Origin of the sequence: Algoriphagus sp., from assembly GCF_029254265.1 — a bacterium.
Taxonomy (GTDB): Bacteria; Bacteroidota; Bacteroidia; order Cytophagales; family Cyclobacteriaceae; genus Algoriphagus.
Window position 1 is genome coordinate 127,755 of the sequence record NZ_JAQWXX010000025.1, and the last position, 20,610, is coordinate 148,364.

22 protein-coding genes are annotated in these 20,610 nt (G+C 40.1%); 3 read left to right on the top strand and 19 right to left on the bottom strand.

All coding sequences use genetic code 11. The features are described from left to right. Window positions 1–8: 8 nt before the first annotated feature. The 4 genes from P8O16_RS03065 to P8O16_RS03080 form a co-directional block, all read right to left on the bottom strand. Window positions 9–2,441, bottom strand: coding sequence for an outer membrane beta-barrel protein (locus P8O16_RS03065; protein ID WP_300310742.1), 2,433 nt, complete (start codon window positions 2,439–2,441; stop codon window positions 9–11). A 206-nt stretch (window positions 2,442–2,647) separates the two neighbouring features. Next, window positions 2,648–3,253: a superoxide dismutase gene (locus P8O16_RS03070; protein ID WP_300310744.1), complete on the bottom strand. Its 606-nt coding sequence runs from the start codon at window positions 3,251–3,253 to the stop codon at window positions 2,648–2,650. A gap of 103 nt (window positions 3,254–3,356) precedes the next feature. Further along, the gene (locus P8O16_RS03075) at window positions 3,357–3,800 is read right to left on the bottom strand and encodes a nucleoside deaminase (RefSeq protein WP_300310746.1); all 444 of its coding nucleotides are present in this window, start codon (window positions 3,798–3,800) and stop codon (window positions 3,357–3,359) included. Window positions 3,801–3,803: 3 nt separating this feature from the next. Beyond that, a complete protein-coding gene (locus P8O16_RS03080; RefSeq protein WP_300310748.1) occupies window positions 3,804–4,940 on the bottom strand; it encodes a hypothetical protein in 1,137 nt (378 codons plus the stop codon). Between the two features lie 244 nt (window positions 4,941–5,184). Between P8O16_RS03080 and P8O16_RS03085 the strand changes: the two genes are divergently transcribed. Continuing rightward, the gene (locus P8O16_RS03085; protein WP_300310750.1) at window positions 5,185–6,294 is read left to right on the top strand and encodes a Na/Pi symporter; all 1,110 of its coding nucleotides are present in this window, start codon (window positions 5,185–5,187) and stop codon (window positions 6,292–6,294) included. Between the two features lie 6 nt (window positions 6,295–6,300). Here the strand turns inward: P8O16_RS03085 and P8O16_RS03090 are convergent, their stop codons facing one another. After that, window positions 6,301–7,515 (bottom strand): NAD(P)-dependent oxidoreductase, encoded by a 1,215-nt coding sequence (locus P8O16_RS03090; RefSeq protein ID WP_300310752.1) that lies wholly within the window; start codon window positions 7,513–7,515, stop codon window positions 6,301–6,303. A gap of 179 nt (window positions 7,516–7,694) precedes the next feature. On the opposite strand from P8O16_RS03090, the gene P8O16_RS03095 reads away from it, so the two are divergent. Continuing rightward, window positions 7,695–8,270 (top strand): isoprenylcysteine carboxylmethyltransferase family protein, encoded by a 576-nt coding sequence (locus P8O16_RS03095; protein WP_300310753.1) that lies wholly within the window; start codon window positions 7,695–7,697, stop codon window positions 8,268–8,270. 25 nt (window positions 8,271–8,295) lie between these two features. On the opposite strand, the gene P8O16_RS03100 is transcribed toward P8O16_RS03095, so the two are convergent. The 4 genes from P8O16_RS03100 to P8O16_RS03115 are packed head-to-tail and all read right to left on the bottom strand — an operon-like array spanning window position 8,296 to window position 11,446. After that, a complete protein-coding gene (locus P8O16_RS03100; RefSeq protein ID WP_367182793.1) occupies window positions 8,296–8,853 on the bottom strand; it encodes an FKBP-type peptidyl-prolyl cis-trans isomerase in 558 nt (185 codons plus the stop codon). Further along, a complete protein-coding gene (locus tag P8O16_RS03105) occupies window positions 8,850–9,416 on the bottom strand; it encodes an FKBP-type peptidyl-prolyl cis-trans isomerase (protein WP_300310754.1) in 567 nt (188 codons plus the stop codon). Before P8O16_RS03105 ends, P8O16_RS03100 begins: the two co-directional genes overlap by 4 nt. Window positions 9,417–9,443: 27 nt before the next feature. Further along, complete coding sequence (locus P8O16_RS03110; RefSeq protein ID WP_300310756.1) at window positions 9,444–10,370, bottom strand: FKBP-type peptidyl-prolyl cis-trans isomerase; 927 nt, start codon at window positions 10,368–10,370, stop codon at window positions 9,444–9,446. Between the two features lie 41 nt (window positions 10,371–10,411). After that, window positions 10,412–11,446 carry a bifunctional oligoribonuclease/PAP phosphatase NrnA gene (locus P8O16_RS03115; RefSeq protein ID WP_300310758.1) on the bottom strand — a complete coding sequence of 345 codons (1,035 nt, stop codon included), beginning with the start codon at window positions 11,444–11,446 and terminating at the stop codon, window positions 10,412–10,414. Window positions 11,447–11,629: 183 nt separating this feature from the next. Between P8O16_RS03115 and P8O16_RS03120 the strand changes: the two genes are divergently transcribed. Continuing rightward, a complete protein-coding gene (locus P8O16_RS03120) occupies window positions 11,630–12,052 on the top strand; it encodes a nucleoside-diphosphate kinase (RefSeq protein ID WP_300310760.1) in 423 nt (140 codons plus the stop codon). 78 nt (window positions 12,053–12,130) lie between these two features. Here P8O16_RS03120 and moaA read toward each other — a convergent pair whose 3' ends face one another. The 10 genes from moaA to P8O16_RS03170 all read right to left on the bottom strand — a co-directional run bounded on the left by moaA (window position 12,131) and on the right by P8O16_RS03170 (window position 20,433). Beyond that, on the bottom strand, window positions 12,131–13,138 hold the full coding sequence (gene moaA / locus P8O16_RS03125) for a GTP 3',8-cyclase MoaA (RefSeq protein WP_300310761.1): 1,008 nt from the start codon (window positions 13,136–13,138) through the stop codon (window positions 12,131–12,133). Further along, entirely contained in the window at window positions 13,131–14,048 is a 918-nt protein-coding gene (gene moaCB / locus P8O16_RS03130; RefSeq protein WP_300310762.1) for a bifunctional molybdenum cofactor biosynthesis protein MoaC/MoaB, read from the bottom strand. The genes moaA and moaCB overlap by 8 nt, the downstream gene beginning before the upstream one ends. A gap of 3 nt (window positions 14,049–14,051) precedes the next feature. Then, complete coding sequence (locus tag P8O16_RS03135; RefSeq protein WP_300310764.1) at window positions 14,052–14,480, bottom strand: molybdenum cofactor biosynthesis protein MoaE; 429 nt, start codon at window positions 14,478–14,480, stop codon at window positions 14,052–14,054. Further along, window positions 14,461–15,489: a HesA/MoeB/ThiF family protein gene (locus tag P8O16_RS03140; RefSeq protein WP_300310766.1), complete on the bottom strand. Its 1,029-nt coding sequence runs from the start codon at window positions 15,487–15,489 to the stop codon at window positions 14,461–14,463. Before P8O16_RS03140 ends, P8O16_RS03135 begins: the two co-directional genes overlap by 20 nt. Before the next feature lie 3 nt (window positions 15,490–15,492). Continuing rightward, the gene (locus P8O16_RS03145) at window positions 15,493–15,729 is read right to left on the bottom strand and encodes a MoaD/ThiS family protein (RefSeq protein WP_300310768.1); all 237 of its coding nucleotides are present in this window, start codon (window positions 15,727–15,729) and stop codon (window positions 15,493–15,495) included. A 211-nt stretch (window positions 15,730–15,940) separates the two neighbouring features. Next, window positions 15,941–17,113, bottom strand: a complete 1,173-nt coding sequence (locus tag P8O16_RS03150) for a molybdopterin molybdotransferase MoeA (protein ID WP_300310770.1) — start codon at window positions 17,111–17,113, stop codon at window positions 15,941–15,943. A 125-nt stretch (window positions 17,114–17,238) separates the two neighbouring features. Then, a complete protein-coding gene (locus tag P8O16_RS03155) occupies window positions 17,239–18,054 on the bottom strand; it encodes a YgcG family protein (RefSeq protein ID WP_300310772.1) in 816 nt (271 codons plus the stop codon). Beyond that, window positions 18,035–18,469 (bottom strand): TPM domain-containing protein, encoded by a 435-nt coding sequence (locus tag P8O16_RS03160; RefSeq protein ID WP_300310774.1) that lies wholly within the window; start codon window positions 18,467–18,469, stop codon window positions 18,035–18,037. Before P8O16_RS03160 ends, P8O16_RS03155 begins: the two co-directional genes overlap by 20 nt. 11 nt (window positions 18,470–18,480) lie before the next feature. Further along, a complete protein-coding gene (locus P8O16_RS03165; RefSeq protein ID WP_300310776.1) occupies window positions 18,481–19,071 on the bottom strand; it encodes a LemA family protein in 591 nt (196 codons plus the stop codon). A 108-nt stretch (window positions 19,072–19,179) separates the two neighbouring features. Next, window positions 19,180–20,433, bottom strand: a complete 1,254-nt coding sequence (locus tag P8O16_RS03170; protein WP_300310778.1) for an aspartyl protease family protein — start codon at window positions 20,431–20,433, stop codon at window positions 19,180–19,182. Between the last annotated feature and the right edge of the window lie 177 nt (window positions 20,434–20,610).

Consider the following 20,610-nt stretch of genomic DNA (forward strand, 5'->3'; position numbering starts at 1 on the left):
ATTTAAATTTAGTTTAATCGATTTCGCTCTTCAGTACTTCCTGAATTGCTGTTTACTCGGAAGCTATCGCCTTTTGCAAAGCGGTATCTTAGCGTAAATCGAATTCCCTGATTACTTCGGTATTGTCTGAATGAAGTGTCTATATCAGCAAAGTCCACTTTAGCTCTAATTACTTGGGTACGGAAGAGATCTGTTCCATTCACCGCAATGGTTAACTTGTCTTTCATGATGGATTTGGTCACCCCAGCATCCACCCAGCCGAATCCTTCGATAGAACCTTGTCCCCAGATTTGCGGTCCAAGATACATTCCCATTAATTCTACTTTAAACCCTTTTGGCAAAGTGAAATTATGCTGTGATCTCACCATAAAAGAAGTCTGAGCATTATCCAGGTAATCATCTCCAATCTGAGACTTGAATCGGTTGTAATTTACCTGAACCATATTGGAAGTTCCCCACCATTTTTTAATGTCCACTGGAATGATTGCCCGGAAATTTGCATTCTTTGTTTTGTCAAAGTTATCCGTAAATGTAGTCGTGGTCCGGTCTTCTTGATCTTGGATAAAGACTTGCATAAATGCATCCTGAGTCTCCGAATAGCCGACTGTGAATTGATACATTCCTTTCACCACATGATTCATTTCAAAGTTGTTTGAATACTGCGGCTTCAGATTTGGGTTTCCTCGCTCAGAAGTCAAAGGATCTATGTAATAGACAAATGGATTAAGCAATCTGTAATTTGGTCGAGTGATCCTCCGATTTGCCGTATATACAATCTGGTAGTTTTCGCTGACTTGATGCTGAATAAATGCACTTGGAAAGAGGTTGAAATAATTCTGAGTATTCAGCTGATTCAGCGTCACAGAATTCCCCTCGATATCAGAGTATTCACCTCTTAGTCCTGCTTGGAAAGAAACTTTATCAGAAAACTTCCCTTTAAATGAGGCATAGCCCGCAATAACATTCTCATGATATATAAATTGATTGCTACTCGGATCTGGCTCAAAAGGACCATCTTCATTTGACCGGCTGAGATCAAGATTATTGTCTGATTTTACCCAAGATCCTTTCAATCCTGTTTCAAAAGTGCTTCCGTTTTTCAAAGGTTTTACAAAGTCCACTTTGGCAGTGAATATATTGTAGTACATATCATTCAGCGTCAGAATTCGATCTTGCATTCCCCCTATCTGGTCTTCACCCGTCCAGGTCAAATTGGTCAAAAGTGACTCGCTATCCGAATTCATTCGAGTAAAATCAACATCGGAAGTAATCTTTGTCCCCAAAGTATCTAGCTTCCCTTCGTAATGGATATTTCCAAAAATTCGGTCGCTGTGACCATCAGCATTATTATCTGAATCCAAGTAGCTGTTTTCAGTCATTGCGGGACTCGTGATTTCTGTGGATGATCTATTTGTGTTAAGATCATTGGAATTTGAAACTTGCACATTCAAACCCAAGTTGTGATTTTCATTGATTTCATAATTCGCAGCTCCGCTGAAAAACAGGTTCTTGTCTCTTTGCTTAATTCTTGATTCCTGGCTGAAATTGGATATGCCTTCAGGGAGTGTAAAATTTCGCTCGATTTCTAAATCGTTGTAAATCGCATATTCATTAAAGTTGAGATTGGCATTTGTAGTCCACTTTCCCTGTTTTACATTGAGCGCTATTCCTCCGATCGGAGCCCATAGGCCATTGTACTGTCCTCCAGCTTGGACGTTTCCAAAAACTCCATCCACCGAATTCTTTTTCAATATAATGTTGATCACTCCTGCAGAACCCTCTGCATCAAATCGGGCTGAGGGATTATTGATCACTTCTAAGCTCTTGATATTATCCGCTGGCATCGCTCTTAGGAAATTGGCAAGATCTGTAGCACTCATGTAGGTTTGGCGATCATTGATCATGACTACTACTCCAGAACGACCATTTAGATTGATAATTCCATCCTGATCTACATAGATTCCCGGAGATCTGCCGATCACATCGAGCACATTTGATCCTTCAGCCAAAACGGTACCCTCAACATTCACGATAGTTTTATCAGGTTCTATGATGATTTCAGGCCTCGTGGATTGAACAGTCACCTCATTCAGGCCTGTCATCTCATCCTCGATAGAGATAGTTCCCATTTCTTTGATCAAGCCAGAAACCAATTCAAATGAATCAGACTCAAATGACTTAAAGCCAATTGAAGAAATCACCAATTTGACATTTCCGGTTTTAATAGTTTCAATTAGAAACTCGCCCGCTTCGTTGGAGACAGTTCCATCAACTAATCCCCCGGCACCTACATTGATCAGGGCTATATTAGCAAAGAGAACGGCTTCCCCTTTTTGATCTAATACTTTTCCGGAGATTTTACTTACTTCTTTTGCAGCCAGAGTGCTAATCCCTAGCATGTAGATTAAGAGGGTAAAAAAGATAATGTTGGTAGTTTTCATTTTAATGCTGGTTGGTTTTGTTTTCGTACCAACCTATGAAAAGAAAATGCCAATGAATAAAATCAGCCTAAAATCGCTAAAAAGGGAGGTTTTGTTTTTCTGTTGAAAAACCCTGTTTCAAAAACGTACACTTTTCCCGTTCGATTTTAAAACAAAAAAATCCCCAAACCTTTAGGCATGGGGATCTTTTAACCAATGATCAGGTATTACTTCGCTGCTGCGTAGTTTTTACTTACCTCATCCCAATTCACGACATTCCAGAATGAAGCAATGTAATCGGGTCGTCTGTTTTGGTAATTCAAATAATAGGCATGCTCCCATACGTCTAATCCCATGATAGGAGTGCCAGGGCACTCTGCAATGTCCATTAGAGGATTATCTTGATTTGGAGTTGAGCATACACAAAGTTCTTTCTTGGTGTCCACACAAAGCCAAGCCCATCCGGAACCAAATCTGGTTGCAGCAGCTTTGTTAAAAGTCTCTTTGAAAGCATCAAATGATCCGAATTTTGCATCAATAGCTGCCGCTAATTCTCCAGTAGGCGCTCCGCCTCCATTGGGAGATAAGATAGTCCAGAATAGGCTATGATTGTAATGTCCGCCACCATTATTCCTTACTGCAGTATTTGAACCTGCTACTTTTAAAAGTTCGATAAGGGATTTTCCTTCGAGATCAGTTCCCGAAATAGCATTATTCAAATTGGTCACATAACCATTATGATGCTTTCCATGGTGGATCTCCATTGTTCTCGTATCAATATTTGGTTCTAATGCATTTGTTGCATAAGGAAGCGCTGGTAATTCAAAAGCCATTTTCTTAAAATTTAAAGGTTATACAATGAGTTAAAATGATTCAAATAATCTGCTTTCAAAACCCCCTTTGCAATAAAAAGGTTCTGTAAGAACAAAATTCCTTTTATTCTCTAAGCTTTTTAAAAAAATTATTCAAAAGCAATTCGGCTTCTTGGGCTAAGGTCCCGGCAAATATTTTGGTCTTTGGATGTAGGATTGAAGGCTCAACTTTCATGCATCCTCTTTTCGGATCGGATGTAGCGTAGTGGATTTCTCCGATTTGGGACCAAAACAATGCTCCTCCACACATCACGCAGGGTTCCAAAGTGACGTAAAGCTTGCAATCAATCAGGTATTTAGCTCCCAAGAAATTTGCTGCCGAGGTAATAGCAACCATTTCGGCATGTGCGGTTACATCATTCAATCGCTCTGTCTGATTATAGCCCTTGGCGATAATTCGATTTTTGGATACGATCACTGCGCCTACAGGGATTTCCCCCTCCTCAAAAGCATAATGAGCCTGCTTTAAGGCTTCATTCATGAAATATTCGTGGCTGGAAAGCTCCAATGATTAAAAATTTAGCATTTCGAGAATCTCATTTCTCACGCCTTCATTGATAACTACCGCCAAAATCAAAGACACCAAAAGACCTATAAATGCTTTTACGACATCATTCTTAGCTAGTCGATACGCTCGTGTCACTAATTCTTTTCGCTTTTTCTCCTTCCCGACTTTTCCTAATGCAATCGCCAACTCTCTGCCTCCAAGCAATCCAATAAAGACCCAGGTTGTACTCATTGGTACATTGCTGTAGATCTTGAAATAAAACAAAATAATAGCGTACACAAAGTCCACAATAGTAGCTGCTCGGACGTCCGTTACATTGGATTTCTCATTGACAATCCCCTGGATTTTATCTCCTTTCAGGTAAAAAAGGAAACCAATCCCAACAAATACAAAACCTGCATAGGCAATGAATTCTACGACGGACAATTGTCTGGGAAGGAATACTGCAATATTAGCTGCATCCTGCATGATCCAAACTGCCCAAAGTGTACCTGAAGTGATCCACTGGAGGACTGTCCAATAAGGCTTAGCCTCACCTTTGAGGTAATCTTTCACCAAACGCTCGATCGCATACCAGACGATAATGGCTACAAAAAAAGCTAGGAGGTAACCCAAAAAGCTTTTCTTCATTACCTCCAGAATAGTACCTGCTTTGTAGGTAAATACATTCAAAAGCAGGAAAGTCGTCGATACAGGCATTCTAAGCCTGGTCATAATCAATAAAACAATCGGAGCTGCAAGCTGAAGAAATACAAAACTCTCCGCTGCTTTCTCCAATCCGGGGACACTGAGGCGCTGATAACTCACATCTCCATTAAAGGCAAACCAGCTGTAAGTCACTGTCCCAACGAAGATCAAACCCATAAATAACCAAAGCCAGTACCATTTCCTGTTTTGATTGGAGGCGATGAAAGTACCAATCGTCTGAATACTGTCATTGGCGATAGCAGAATAGGCTGCTAAAGCAAACCCAAACCACATCGCAGCATAGGTATAGGATGTTATGAGACCAGCGATGGATACCAGAATACAAATCACTATTAGGAATGGCTTTTCCTTCTTTGTGAAATCAAAAAGTGAATAAGCGCTTTTGGAGAGCTTATCTTGATTAATGTTTTGGTCTATTGTTTTTTTGGCCATTGGGTGGCTGTTGTTCGGCGGCTAAAATTAAAGAAGATAATCTGGCCTGCCATATTAACAAATTGTTAAGGAACTGCAATTTCAGGCTAAAAGGAATGCGTCATCTTGTTTTCCGCAAAAAAATTTCAACTTTTGCTCAATATTTTATTAAAAATTTGGGTTTTGCCTTTAGTTTTTATCGAAAGAGTAAATAACCTCTGAAAATTAACTGTAGCCGAAAACAAAAATATATTTATTCCAACGCATGGAAACCATCGAATTGCAAAAGAAAAAGCAAAGTAAGATCAAAAGCTATCTCATTATGCTTTTGGCTTTGCTCCTTTTCATTTTTGCAATAGACCTACTCACAGTAGCCATGAGTCAGCTGAATAACAATGTTGCTGAAAACATTTTATCTGCGACTAGGAATCCCTTCGTCAGTCTATTTATCGGTCTTCTGATGACTGCACTGATCCAAAGCAGCTCTACAGTGACAGCGAGTATAGTAGCAGTAGTGGCAGCCGGAAATCTAACACTGGAACAAGCGGTCCCAATGGTCATGGGTGCCAATATAGGTACTACGCTGACTTCTACTTTAGTTTCTCTTTCCTACATCATGAACCGAAAACAGTTCAAGAGGGCACTTTCTGCGGGAATTTTACACGATATATTCAACATTTTCACAGTTCTCATTTTATTGCCGCTGGAGATTTCATTTGGGTTTCTCTCCAAAATGGCTTTATCGATTGCCCATTTTTTTGCTCCTGATGAAAACTATATGGGTCCAATCGTATACAACAAGGTTTTTACTAGACCCTTGACAGAATGGATTACAGAGACCATCAATATCCCTTTTCTCACTATGCTGCTAGCCATATTCATGGTTTTCGGCGCAATCAAATTACTTTCTACTTCCGTCTATCGAGCATTTGTGGTGGATTCGTTCAAGGAGATCAACAATTTCATTTTCAAAAATCCATATTTGGCATTTATCTATGGTACTTTTTTTACTGCTGCCGTACAATCAAGCACTGTGACCACGTCTTTGGTCGTGCCACTGGTTTCCAATAAAAAAGTTTCGCTTCCAAAATCATTTCCTTTTATCATCGGTGCTAATATCGGAACGACTATTACTGCAGCAATTGCGGCTATCTATAAAACTGAAGCTGCAATCGCTTTAGCATTAGTACATTTTCTTTTTAATGTTTTTGGAGCAATGATCTTTTTACCCTTTCCTTTGATTCGGAGGATTCCTGTTAGACTAGCTTCCTGGATGGGCAAAAAGTCTATAGAGAGCAGATTTATAGGCTTTGCTTACATCTTACTCACCTTTTTTATCATTCCTTTTTTACTAATCTATTTTAGTAAAGATTAATATAGATTAAGACTCTTCATCTGATTGGACAAAATCAGTCAAATACATAAACTCCAAGGTCAAATCCCCATCTCTTGCAATAGTGGCCCGCTCAAGAATGGGTGCATTCTCCTCAAGTAAAGCAGGAATAACCCACTTAGTCAGTTGCTCTCCAAACTCCCTGCTTGCTTCTCGGGGAAGTTCGCAAGGTAAATTATCAATCGCCATTACGGAGATACTGGTCTGGCTTCCAAATGCCGGCAAAGCCTCATGGGTATTTCGATCAATATCAAACACTGGGTCAGTGATAGTGGAAGACTTGATAGTAGTAGGTATAGATCCATTGATGTCGCAGGAGATGTCTGCAATGACTGAAATTTGAAAATCGTCGTTTGCGATTTCATCAAGTTCAAAAAGCCTTGGAGCCGCCGGATCCCAATAAGCGGCAGAAATCAGAATTTCAGCAACTTCAGCGAATTTTTGAAAATGACTTTCGTATCGCTCCGGATATTTATAAAATTCAGATCGTTCATAGCCTCCGTCAGATTTTCTTCTGTTATAATCCTCAGACTTCAGCATTACAAAAACCGGTTCTTCAAAATAATGGAATAAAAATTCCTCTTTAGAAATCTGCTTGATATTCAGTTTCTGTAAAATTTCCAAAACTCCCTTTGCAACTCTTCCAGTACCTGTTACCACGATCTTTATAGGAGGTAGTTGTACCTTTGAAAGTTCAGCGTGTAGCTCATTAAGATCAAAACAGTCCTTAGCTCTTTTAAGATCGAAAAGTGCTGTTTTTTGGCCATAGGTCCAGAATGCATTATATGCTCCTACGATTCCTGCCCATCTTCCAAAAGCAACCACGCGATTACCATCTTCGTCTTTCAATACTTCATAATCCAACAATCGAATATTCTTGTCAAGGATGGCTTTTAAAAGCTTTCTATTGTAAGGCTGCTTTTTCATCGTATGAGAAAAGAAAAAATAGGTTTTCTCTGGAATCAACTGATCGATTTTCACCTCCTTCACTCCAAACAATACGTCACAAGAAGAAATGTCATCGACCACTTCTATTCCCGCATCGAGATATTCTTGGTCAGTAATTACACGGACATTACTTGATTCCACTTGGACACTTATTTTACCGGCATAATCCCTCTGGATTGCTTGAAGCTGGCTAGGCGTAAATGGAACCCGTTTGTCTGGAGGGTTTTTTCCTTCGCGGATTATTCCGATTTTCATGCGTTTATTATTGTTCTTTGATTGTCACATAGTCCGTCCCGAACTTGTCTGCTGAATTTGAGGCCATTTCGGGGAAATCTCGCAAGGGTTTCTCATATCCATCGGCAAACCCCTCTGTGTGACGTTCTAGGTCATGTTCGATTTCATAAGATATTTACACTGGGTAATCAATCATTTAGATGGAATATATACTTCTCACTCTTTCTTGGACTGTATTTTACACACTTCATTCCTTATTGGCAAGCTCCAAGTTAAAAAGAATTTTGCGGGTAAAAATCGGTTCCGCCTTTAAATGGTACCGCCTTTTTTATTCCGTATTCTCACTAGTTCTAATTACAGGAATAATGGTACAATCGGCTTTAATCCCAAAAATAATTTTGATATCCAAAGGTACGTTTACCATCTATCTAGGCTATTTATTCGCTGCTTTTGGAACGATCATTCTGGTAAAATCTGCAAAAAAGATTGCTCTTTCAAATTTTATAGGTTTCAACTCCTCAGAACAAAAGCAGGAAAAATTAGTGATTTCGGGTATTTATTCAAAAATCAGACATCCACTTTATGCAGGCCTGATATTGGTGTTTTTGGGATATTTCTTCTTTTCGGGAAGTGTGACGGCCGCAGTTCATTTAGCTTGCTTGTTAGTGTACTTGCCTTTTGGGATTTATTTTGAAGAAAAAAATCTAATTGATCTATTCGGAGATCAATACAAAGTCTATCGCACTAAGGTACCCGCTATTTTGCCTTGGTTATAAAAAAAGAGGGCCTAAGCCCTCTTAATTAATCTATTCCTTTGAAATCCACATCGAATATCAGAACTGAATTCGCTGGGATTCTGGTGTTATTTGTTGCATTTCGATAACCATATGGAGATGGAATAACCAGCCTTGCTTTGGAGCCAGGGCGCAACCTGCCAAAGCCAATATCCCAACCAGTAATTACCCCTCCAGAACCTTTTACAAAACTAAAGGTGACATAATTTCTACCTTCCACGAAGATACTATTCTCAATGGCTACTTGCTCGATACTTGTATCAAACACAGAGCCATCGCTCATCAATGAACCTGTGTAATCGGTGTAAACTACATTCCCGCTAGTCGGACGCGTACCGTTTCCTTCCTCCTGCACGATGATGATTACACCGCTTGGATCATGGATTCGGTATAGACTATCTATTCGAGCTGTGTCGAGGTATGCATCGATTTTTTCACGATCTATGGCAAGATTAGCGTCTGAATCATATACTGGTCCTGTAGCAAAAGGATTGGTAGGCTCGCAACTACTGATTGCTACCAATAACACTAATCCAACTAAAACTCCTGATTGTCTATTCATCATTGCTGTGGCCCTGCTTTTACTTCAATTAAGTCCACTTCAAAGATAAGCGGTGCATTTTGAGGAATTCCTTGGGGAGGATTATTGCCGTATGCATACTCTGATGGGATCAGAATCGTTGCTTTGTCTCCTCTCTCCATTTGTAGCAATCCATACTCAAATCCGGATATCACAACTTGTGGAGAACTATTAGAACTAGTTCGGAATCTCAAGGGTACATATCGTCGCTGAGAACTGAAAATATTATTTTGTACCGCTACCGCTTCTATTGAGGTATCAAAAATTGCATCGTTTGCTAGAAGTCTTCCAGTATAATCGGTACTGATGGTATCACCTCTAGCAATTTTAACTCCACTATTTGAAAGCTCTTGCCAAATTACCCTGATACCAAGGACAGGATCGTTGAATTCCTTCACATTGACCAAATTACTGGTTGCAACATATTCCTCGATGGCCTTGAGATCTTTTTCAAATATCGCCTCAATTGTATTTTCTTGATCGATACAAGAAATAAATCCGATCGAAGCGAAAACGATAACAAGGAGTCCGACTAATTTAATTTTCATGGTAATCTTTTAGAGTAGGGTTTACTTTTATTTTTGAACGTCAGTGACCTCTACGTCAAAAATCAAAGGAGAGTTGGCTGGAATCATTGCTCCCGCACCAGATTCTCCATACGCTAAAGGTGAAGGGATTAGAAATTTTGCTTTTGACCCTTTTTTCAAAAGAAGCAATCCTTCATCCCACCCTGGAATGACTTGACCCATTCCTACGTTTACTGGAAGTGGAGAATATTCTCTTCCTTCATTAAATACATTATTTGCTTTTGCAATTTCTGGATAAGAGGTGTCGAAGAGTGTTCCATCTAACAGATAACCTGCATAATTAACATACATAGTGGTACCCGGAGTGACTGGGTCTCCAGATCCTTCCTGCTCGATTACATAGTATAGCCCATTTTCAGTTTTTTGAATGTTAAGACCTTTCTCTTTTGCATATGCTTCGATAGTACTTGCCTCAGCTGCCAATTGAGCTACTGCTCTTTCAGCTCTTTTAGAGTCTTCTCCTGCCATTACTTTTTCGAAATAAGCCTGAATACCTGCTTCGTCCATTTCTTCAAAAGCTCCTAAATTCACTTTTACCATTTCGTCTTCCTTCAAGAAAGGAGGCACGTTAGCTCCGAAAATAGTTTTTGCGGTAGATTGGAAAACGATACTATCCCCTTTCTTCAAATTCAAGAAAATCTCATCCATTCCATTATTGGTTGGAAGAGAGTCATTTGCCTGTAGATACCCAGGCATCGGTTGGTCAGCAGTTGAGTAAATCACTGAGTCAGACCCATTAGTGATCTGAAGATTGTAAAGCAAAAAGTTTCCATTTGTTGCTTTTGTAGAACCTTCTTTGATGTAGGTGTATTCTATTCCGTCTTTCTCAGTCACTTTTGTTTTCTGACAAGAAGACATTGTAGTTGCTCCCATCAAGAGAACAGCTAGTGCCAAAAGGCTTTTTGATTTTTTCATAAAGTTTATGTGAATTTTCAAGGTAAAACTAGGGAGATTTTTTAGGCTGTAAGAGTCACTTCGCCAAATAATTCGGATTGATGTTTGGCCACCAAGGACTCAAATAATTCAACAGTCTCTTTCAAGCCTAGAGAAGATTTTCCTCCGGCAGCATTTTTATGCCCTCCGCCGTTAAAATAAGCTGCTGCAAATTTGTTTACTGCCACTTCCGTACTTGATCTAAAAGAAATCTTGATACCATCTTCCCGCTCTGAAAATAGTGCGGCAAGTTTAATGCCCTCCAAAGATAAAGCATAATTGACCAAACCTTCGGTGTCTCCGGTTCGGCTTTGATATTTTTTAAGATCTTTTTTGCTGATTGTAAAGTAGGCAAGATGCAAATCTTCTCGGATTACCAACCTTCTTGAGATTGCAAATCCAATGAATTTCAATCGGTTAACAGAATTTGAATCATAGATCCAGTTGGCTATTTGGGAAGTATCTGCTCCCAAATCCAATAATTCAGCTACAACGAGGTGAACGTTTTTGGTTGTGTTTGGATGACGAAATCCTCCCGTATCAGTCATAATGCCTGCATAGAGGCATTCCGCGATATCTTTGTCTATCAGGGATTTGTCTCCTAGATCCACGATTAACTCATAGACAAGCTCACAGGTGGCTGCAGCTTTTGTGCTCCAGAGTCTGTAATCTGCAAAATCCTCCGGATCCTGATGGTGATCAATATTTACTACATAAGCATCAGAAGCTCTGATCAACTCACCAAGTTCATTCACCCGATGCAGCACAGAAAAATCAAGGCAAAAGATCACTTCTGCTTCTTCTAGCTTTTTCTTGGCTTGATTGACATCACTCGGATTGCTGAAATCAAGAACATCCTCATTCCCTTTCATCCAATTGAGAAAACTCGGATAATCGGATGGAGTCACCACTGTCACATCATGACCTTTCTTGATCAGGTAATTAGCAAGACCAAGTGAGGAGCCTAATGCATCAGCATCTGGCTTGACATGGGTAGTGATAAATATTTTTTTGGGGGAGGATATCTCTTTTGCAAATGAGGCTAAAGCTTCCTTCATAGATATTTAGCGGCACTTTGGCTTTAGTGTGGTGCAAAGGTCAATATTTTTTTGGCAATTCCAAAGCAGTGCATTTCCCTGAAAATTAAGTAGCTAAAGTATAAATCAAGAAGTTTTTTCGGAGATTGGCGCGAAAAGCTATACTTTTGCAGCCGATTTAAACCAATTAAAATATAAAAACCCATGGCAACAAACAGAACATTTACCATGATTAAGCCGGACGCTTTCAAAGCGGGCAACTCAGGCGCCATTTTGAAAATGATCGAGGAGGCTGGATTTAAAATCGTAGCTATGAAAGCTACCCAATTAACTCCTGCTCTTGCTGGTAAATTCTACGAAGTACATCAGGAAAGACCATTCTACAAGGATCTATGTGCATATATGTCTTCTGGACCTATCATCGCCGCTATCTTAGAAAAAGAGAATGCAGTGGAAGATTTCAGAACTTTGATCGGTGCTACCAACCCTGCAAATGCAGCTGAAGGAACTATCCGTAAGATTTTCGCTACTTCAATCGAGGCTAATGCTGTCCATGGATCTGACTCTGACGAAAATGCAGCTATCGAAGGTTCATTCTATTTCTCTCAGACTGAGCGAGTAGGTTAATTCTCTTCGTAATTAATTTTAAAAAAGCACTCTTTCGGGAGTGCTTTTTTTGATTTTGATCAAAGTGAAAAGTGAATTTTAACCGCCAATGGCAATCATGCTTCGATTCTGACTATGTAGTTCCGGATCAGAGAGTTTTTCCAGATTATCCATTCCTGCACGAACAGCTTTCTTGTTGTAAATCGACTCCAAAATCAACTCCTCCACATTACCGCCTGCTCGCATCACTTTCAAAAGATCGGTTTCCCGATTTGAAAAAAGACAATTTTTTATTCTTCCATTGGCAGTAAGTCGAATCCGATTACAAGTCCCGCAAAAAGGATTGGTCACTGAACTGATAATCCCAAATTCGCCCTGAAAACCTTCAATCTTGAATTTCCGGGCGGTTAGATTTTTTTCATCTGGTAATGAAATCAGATTGGCTTTGCCAAAGGCTTCTTCGACTTGAGCCAGAATCTCGGCTTCAGAGACCAGCTTCGATTTATTCCATTTATTCCCATCAAAAGGCATAAACTCAATAAACCTCACAGAGATCGGCAAGTCTTTCGTCAATCGGATAAAGTCTATGATTTCATCGTCATTTTCGCCTTTCATCAAAACACAATTGATTTTGAGTTGAAATTGCTCCTCAATGGCTAAATGAAAGTTTTCCATCGTTTTCTGAAAACCAGTTCGTCGAGTCATTTCCAGAAATCTACTTTCTTTCAAGGTATCTAGGCTGAAATTCAGGTGCTTAATCCCGAGATCTTGCAAAAGCTCGATATTTCGATCGAGCAGCATGCCGTTAGTGGTAATGGAAATCTCTACAGGAAAAGCCGCAAGCAGCCTCGCAATGTCAGCAAAGTCCTTTCGCAGGAAAGGTTCTCCTCCAGTAAGTCGAATTTTCTTTACCCCAAAACCCACAAAAATCTCCGCAAAATTCCCAATCTCTTCAGCCGTCATCAGCTCCTTGGCAGGGCTAAGTGGAATACCGTGCTCGGGCATACAGTAGGTGCATCGAAGATTACACTTCTCAATCAACGAGATTCGCAGGTAGTCGTGCTTCCTACCAAATTGGTCGATCAGGGCTTTGCTATGCTCAGTCATTTGCGGAGTGGGTAGTTCCCTTTAGGACTTTAAATACATGCAATAAATGCGGAAAAACTGCATCCATGGATTCGGATGCCCCTTTGGTTGAGCCTGGCAAAGCCAAAATTAGGCAATTCCCAATCGTGCCAACTACCGATCTGGACAGCATGGCATAGGGCATGATTTGCTGTCCGTAGCTTCGAATGGCCTCTTCGATTCCAGGAATTCGTCGCTCCAAAATAGGCTCCAAAGCTTCCGGTGTCACATCTCTGGGAGAAAGACCTGTCCCTCCGGTGAATATCAATAGCTGCACCAGATCACAAAGATCAAGTGCAGTGGCTCTGATTGTAGCGATTTCATCGGGAACGACCGCATAGGTTTTCACTTCTACGCCTTGGCTTTTTAGCTTTTCAATGATCGCTTTTCCAGCTCCATCTTCTTTTTCTCCGGCAGAAATCGAGTCCGAACAAACGATCACTCCTGCTGAAATAGTGCTCGGATCTTGCCTTTTAAAGCTACTTTTTCCACCCGTTTTCTCAACCAATCCTATTTCACGAATCGTAATTCCTTTGTCAATTGGCTTGAGCATATCATAAATCGTAAGAGCAATCACCGAAGCCCCATGCATAGCTTCAACCTCAACTCCTGTCTTGTAAATTGTTTTGACTGTGATGAAAATATGGATTTCCAAACCTTCAATCTGATACTCCACTGCAGTGTATTCGATTGGTAGCGGATGACAATCCGGAATAGTCAAATGGGTGTTTTTCACCGCAAAAAGACCCGCCACTTTCGCCATTTCAAAGACATTCCCTTTGGGAACCCGATTTTCTGTAACTGCCAGAATCGTGTCAAGGCTACTTGTATGTACGATTGCCTTCGCTTTTGCCACACGAAGTGTGGTGATTTTATGAGTGATATCGACCATCCCTTAGCTATTTACTTTCCACTGGAAATCCTCATTTTCAAAGATTTCCTTTCCAAAAATAGGGACTTGTTCTTTCACTTGATTGACCAAATATTCCGTGGCAGCATAAACTTCCTTTCTACGCTTGGCCGAAACAAAAACGAAGAAACAAATCTCCCCAACCTTCACACGTCCGAGGCTATGATAGATATGTAGGCAAGTCAGATCGAATTTTTCAAAAGCTGACTCCCTAATTTCGTGAAGCTTTTCATTCGCCATTTCCTCATAGGCACTGTATTCAATAGCAGTCACCTGCCTACCGTCGATCTCGTCCCCACGAACTTGTCCCAAGAAAATATTATGAGCCCCAATGCTGTGTTTGCTTTGATGCTTTGCAATGGATTCTGCTATAAAGTCTGAGGCAATTGCCCCTTCAAGAAAGGTCTTTTTCATGCGATAATTGTTCTAGAATTTCTTTTGCACCGCCTTTAATGAGACGGATTTGGGTAAATCCCAGTTGATGAAGTATTTCGGCAGCAGTTTGACTTCGTTTACCTGTTTGACAAAAGATGCAAATTTCTTCTCCCCGATCAAATAATTCTACCTTTTCAGCAAGTGTTGAAAGTGGAGTCTTTAGAAAGTTTTCTTTTAAAATCTCCGGTTTTTCGTCCTTTTCCCTGACATCCAACACAGTTCTTTTGGATTGGATTACTTCTTCAATAGAAATGAATGGAAAAGAAATTTGTTCCAATCTGGAGTTATTTTCTGGTCTCTTTTCAAATTCAAAAATCTGTTGGTTACAAGAAAGCAAATCATAAATCAATACTTTTCCCGAAAGCACCTTTCCGAATCCTCCTACTATTTTAATCGCTTCATTAGCCTGCAGCATTCCTATTAATCCTACCGTAGTGCCAAGGACACCGGCATCTGAACAAGAAATTGCGTCTGCGTCAGCAATCGGAAAAAGGTCTTTGTAATTTGGACCATTCTCAAAATTGAAAACCGAGACTTGTCCCTGAAACTGATGAATAGAACCATATACCCAGGGAATACCAAGCTCTTGACAAAAATCATTCAAGAGGTGTCTGGCCGAAATCTCATCGGTTGCATCAATGATCAAGTCAAAGTTTTGAAGATGGTCTCTTGCATTTGAGGGTTCCAAAAAGAAATCTATTGCGTCAACATCAACCTCAGGAAAATTTATATTCAAATACTTTTTTGCCTCTTGGGATTTTAAAAGGCCAATTTGATTTTGGGAATAAAGTAACTGTCGATGAAGATTGCTAGCGGCAATTCGATCTCCATCCATAATCCCAAGGGTCCCTATTCCTGCAGCTGCCAAATAAGGTAATACGGCACAACCTAGTCCTCCTGCTCCGACGACTAGGATTTTGGAGTCTTTCAACTTTTTTTGACCTGAAACTCCCAACTGAGGCAATATAATTTGTCTGCTAAAATCCATTGATCAACCACCTGAAAAGGCTGGCAATAATGCGATTTCGTCTCCGGTCTTTAATTCCAGCGCATCCATTTCCTTGACAATTTTACGATTTACAGCGATTTGAAATTGATAGGAATCCAGCTGATACTTTTCTGTCAAATCCCCAATCAGGGATTTTAAAGGTATGCTTGGGGAGGAAATTGTTTCTCCTTCGCTTTTTGCTGCTTCAGCTATGATTCCAAAATAGTGGACCTTAATCATGATTTTTTTTCTAATCCTTCAATTTACAAAAGGGTAACATAACAACTCCAATTTTTGAAGATTGATTTACACCAAAATATGTAATAGAAACTCTATTGAAGCTTAAAACTGCTTGTATAAAAGAAATGGCTCAGGGGCAAAAAAGTTTTGTCGCCATATGCCATACTTCCGAAAACTAAGACAACTAAACCCAATAACTAGTAAATATTGGTTATCGATTTATGGGTAGAAAAGAAACTGATTCTCCTTTTCGTATTTCCAGTTGATCCGGCGGGAAAAATAGAATCGCATTTGCCATTGCGAAAGAAATCAACATGCTGGAGGCTTGTTTTTGGAGAACTTCAATTTCCCCATTTTCCTCAGTAGATAATAGAAAGAGCGCTTTTCCAAACTTATTTTCTACTGCTTTCTTCAGGATTCCTTTTTGAAAATTCATCTGAATAGGAAGTCCTGAAATCATTTTCCGAAGTGCTGGGGCCACATAAATCAAGAAGCACATCATCGTAGAGGCGGGATTTCCCGGAAGTGCAAAAACTTGCTTTTCCCCTTTTTTACCATACCAAAGGGGTTTCCCAGGTTTTTGATTGACCTTGTAGAAAATCTGCTTGACTCCGTTGCTTAGCAAAGCCTCTTCCACAAAATCATAATCCCCAACTGAAATTCCTCCGGAGACGATTAAAATATCCGATTCCAAACCTTTCGAGATCGCCTCAATCGTAGCATTCTGATCGTCTCGGCATTGTATAATCTGATGCACAGGGATTCCCATATTCTCAATTGCCTGCTGAATCATCAGCGAATTACTCTCGTAGATTTTTCCCACGGAAAGGGGTTGATCAAGGGATTGAATCTCATTTCCCGTTACGATAATACTCACCCTCGGTTTGGCAATGACAGGAACCAAAGTCAACCCAAAACCTGCCAAAAACCCGATTAAAGGCGCATTTATTTTAATTCCTTCATGAAGTGCCAGACTGCCTTTTTCGATCTGCTCCCCGATTGGTCTCACATTCGCAAACCGCTCGGGCATTTTCAGAATACGAATTCCATTTTCCGTTTTCTCGACATGTTCTTGCATCACCACAGTGTCGGCCAAATCAGGAACTCGAGCTCCAGTAAAAATTCGAACGGTTTGGTTTTTTAACAAGGAAATTTCGACAGAATCTCCTGCTTTAGATTCGCCAATAATCTCAAGATCAGTGAGTCCAGTATGGATAAATGCATAGCCATCCATAGAGGATTGCCGGAAAGGCGGCAAACTAATCGGAGCATAAACATCCGCTCCAAGTGTACTTCCCAAAACTGTTTGTATTGGCTGAGATACAACCTCCAACTTTGAGGTGTTTTGATCAATAAGACTTAGGGCCTCTGTTACAGAAATCATAGTACTAACCTAAGAAAACAAATCAATATTCACCCATTCCAAGCTTTTGGAATCACCTCAAAAAAAAATCAAGCTTCCGATTTTGGAAGCTTGACAAAATTTAAATTCTAAACTTTTGATGGGATTTACCAGCTTCCGCCGGCTCCACCACCTCCAAAACTTCCGCCGCCGAAGCCACCAAAGCCACCGCCGCCGCCACCACCAAAAGAACCTCTTCCAGAGGAAAAGTCTCCATATTTTCCGCCGCCACCTTTTAGCATATTAGCCAACATGATCGTAGTCCAAAGATCAACTCCTCCACCTTTGCCTCCCATGTGATTGTTATTGTCATTCTTGTTTCGAAGCAATGGCAAAATCACAAAGAAAAATATGAAGACGAAAAGCATGATCAAAGCCCCACCACTATTCCCGTCAGATTGGACCTCCTCAGCGGTATACTCTCCTGAAGCCAGCTTAATAATCATGTCTGTGGCTTGATCGAATCCTTGATAGAATTCGCCTTTTTTGAAATTAGGGATGATCAGATTTTGAACAATTCGCTTGGCAAGGGCATCAGGCACTGCACCTTCCATACCGTAGCCAGTAGCTATGAATACATCTCTGTCCTCCATTGCCGCCAATATCAGAACTCCATTATCCTTGGATCCCCCAATACCCCATTTTTCTCCCAATTGAAATGCATAGTCGGAAATATCATATTGTCCAACTGACTTCATGATCACGATCGCAATCTGTGTTGAAGTACTGTCATTATATGCAACTAGCTTATTTTCCAGTTGAGCTACTTCCGCTGCTGAAAGCGTCTGGATAAAATCATTCACCAATCTCGGAGGATTTGGCTGTGGCGGAAAATCCTGAGCTAGAAGCCCGGAAAGATTAGAAAGGAATAATAGAAATAGGAGGATTGAAGTAGCCTTCATTTTATCCAAAGGAAATTTCATCCGGTAGTTCGTTTTGGTCGGAACCCTTGTCATAGGGAAAGAAATGATGGAGTTGTTCTCCAGCCATTTTTATCCCTGTGATGAGCCCTGTGGTAAATTGGCCAGAACGAAAATTCTCGGCCATTTTTTCTTTGATTTTTTCCCAAAAATCTGCCTCGACGACATGGTTGATTCCAGCGTCACCTAAGATGGCAAACTTGTGATCTTCGACCGCCAAATAGAAGAGCACGCCATTTCGATCTTTGGTTTGATACATCTTTAAGGTTTCAAAAAGCACTGCTGCGCGGTCCATCAGATCGCCTTTGCAATGATTTTCGATATGAACTTGGATTTCTCCTGATGTACGTAATTCAGCGGCTCGGATTGCTGATACGATAGCCTCCCGATCTGCTGGTGAGAATAATTTCTCAGCCATGATTTTGGTTATTAAAATTGTACGCTTGGTGCATTCTCGGCTCCTTCAGAAGCTTTGAAAGTTCCTTTAGCCTCAAATCCATACCAGCCTGCGAATATGTTATTTGGGAATATTCTGATTTCTTTATTGTATGCTACCACTGATTCGTTGAAGTTACGTCTGGCAACAGCGATTCTATTTTCTGTACCTTCAAGCTGAGCCTGAAGTTCAAGGAAATTTTGGTTCGCTTTCAAATCAGGGTATCGCTCTACCGTCACCAATAATCTGCTCAGGGCACCTGATAATTGATCTTGAGCTTGCTGGAATTGGGCAATATTGGATTCATTCAAATTGGTCGGGTCGATAGTCATTGAAGTTGCCTTAGCTCTGGCTTCAATTACACCAGTCAAGGTTTCCTGCTCAAAGTCCGCATACCCTTTTACTGTATTTACTAAGTTGGGAATCAGATCCGCTCTACGTTGATATTGAGTCTCAACCTCTGCCCACTGGCCATTTATGGTTTCTTCTGCCTGTACAAAAGAATTATAAGACCCTACAGCCTTACTGTAAATAAAGATTCCAATAACGCCTAGTACTAGAATTGGGATTAATAGTTTTTTCATTTTAGATGGGTTTTCAAAACGTTGATATCACGAATAAAAAGACAAGAAGTTTTCTTCCAGCTTCGAAATTCAAAAATACCGTTTTTAAATTAAAGGCTAGAGAATTGCTCAAATCTGTTTTTGAAGCCTTACTCTGACACTTAGACTTTCCCATTTTTTGGAATCTACAGGATCATATCTTCGAAGCTCTAGTTCAATGACCCTACCTTCTTCAGACCTCAGTAATTTATTAATCTCCACGAGCTCCCAGATGAAAACAGGCACTTTGTTAATTGCAATAATTTCATCTAGCGGAAGTGCTCCAGATCTTGCTCCAGGGGAGTTTTCCCGGACATCGGAAATAAAAAACCGAGTCTGATCTACTGGCAATTTTTTTATTGACAAACCACTCATGTCAAATTCAAAAGGAGAATAAAAATTATTCGCCTTCTTAATAAAAATACGCTCTCTTGGATAGTCAAAAATCACCTTTGTTCTTCCTAAGACTTCAGCTCCGAGGCTTCCCTGCCTACCGGAATCTTTGATCACATAGCTAAAAGCAGTGGTATCCGGGTAGGAGGTCAGAACCTCTTCCAGTTTTAGTTTTGCAATTTTAAGGTAATCTACTCGACCTATGAAACCATATAAAAGTCCTCCCAAGCTTTGTCCTATTTCCGATTCGATTACCTTGGAAGGCATATCAATGTCATCAGTGGTCTCTCGATTAAGAAGAAGACCATGATTGGCACCGGTATCAATCAAAAGTTTTGGCTCAATAATTTTTCCGCTTTTTTGCTTCACCTTCGCTTGTACATAAGGCTTATTATCCTCAACTGATAGCTCTAGTTTTTTGAAAAATGGGGGTCTCCATTTCAATGCTTTGTTTTTAAAAAAATCCAATTTTCCATCATCATAATTGATTCGAATCGGATTGTATTTGAAAAACTCGTAACCTAGAATCCCATAAACTGGCACTCCTATGACTGATTCTAACTCGAGAAAATCTTCTTCCAAAACCAAAAGATTCTGAAAATTTCCAACAATTGGACCAAGATCCAATTGATTGACTGGCGACACGGATGCCATCAAATTGGTCGTTCCATCTGCACCTACCAAACTCAATCTTCTACTGTATTCTAGTCCAAGCTCATCACCAAGCGTCTTGCTGAACAGAATATTTGCCCGTACACCTGTATCAATCATAAAATTTACAGGTTGGTTGCCGTTGATAGATACTGGGACGATGATCAGACTATTAGATGAGTAAAAGGGAATGGTCACCTTTCGCTTATCTTCTTTCAAAAAAAATCCCGGCACCTGAGTCCAGCCTTGGAACCAAGAAATAAATAATAAGAAGTACGTTAGCGCAATCTTTTTAGGCATTTGTAATCGAATGAGAATATTTAGATAGAAGTTAAAACATTTAATCTTAATCTTCTGATTTGACCATTGTAACCAATAGAAAGGTGAAAAAGGTTTCGGTGATCAAACGGTATTAGTGTTAATTTAGATTAAACCCAAATTACGATAGATTGGATTTGTGGTTTGCCAAAAAATAAA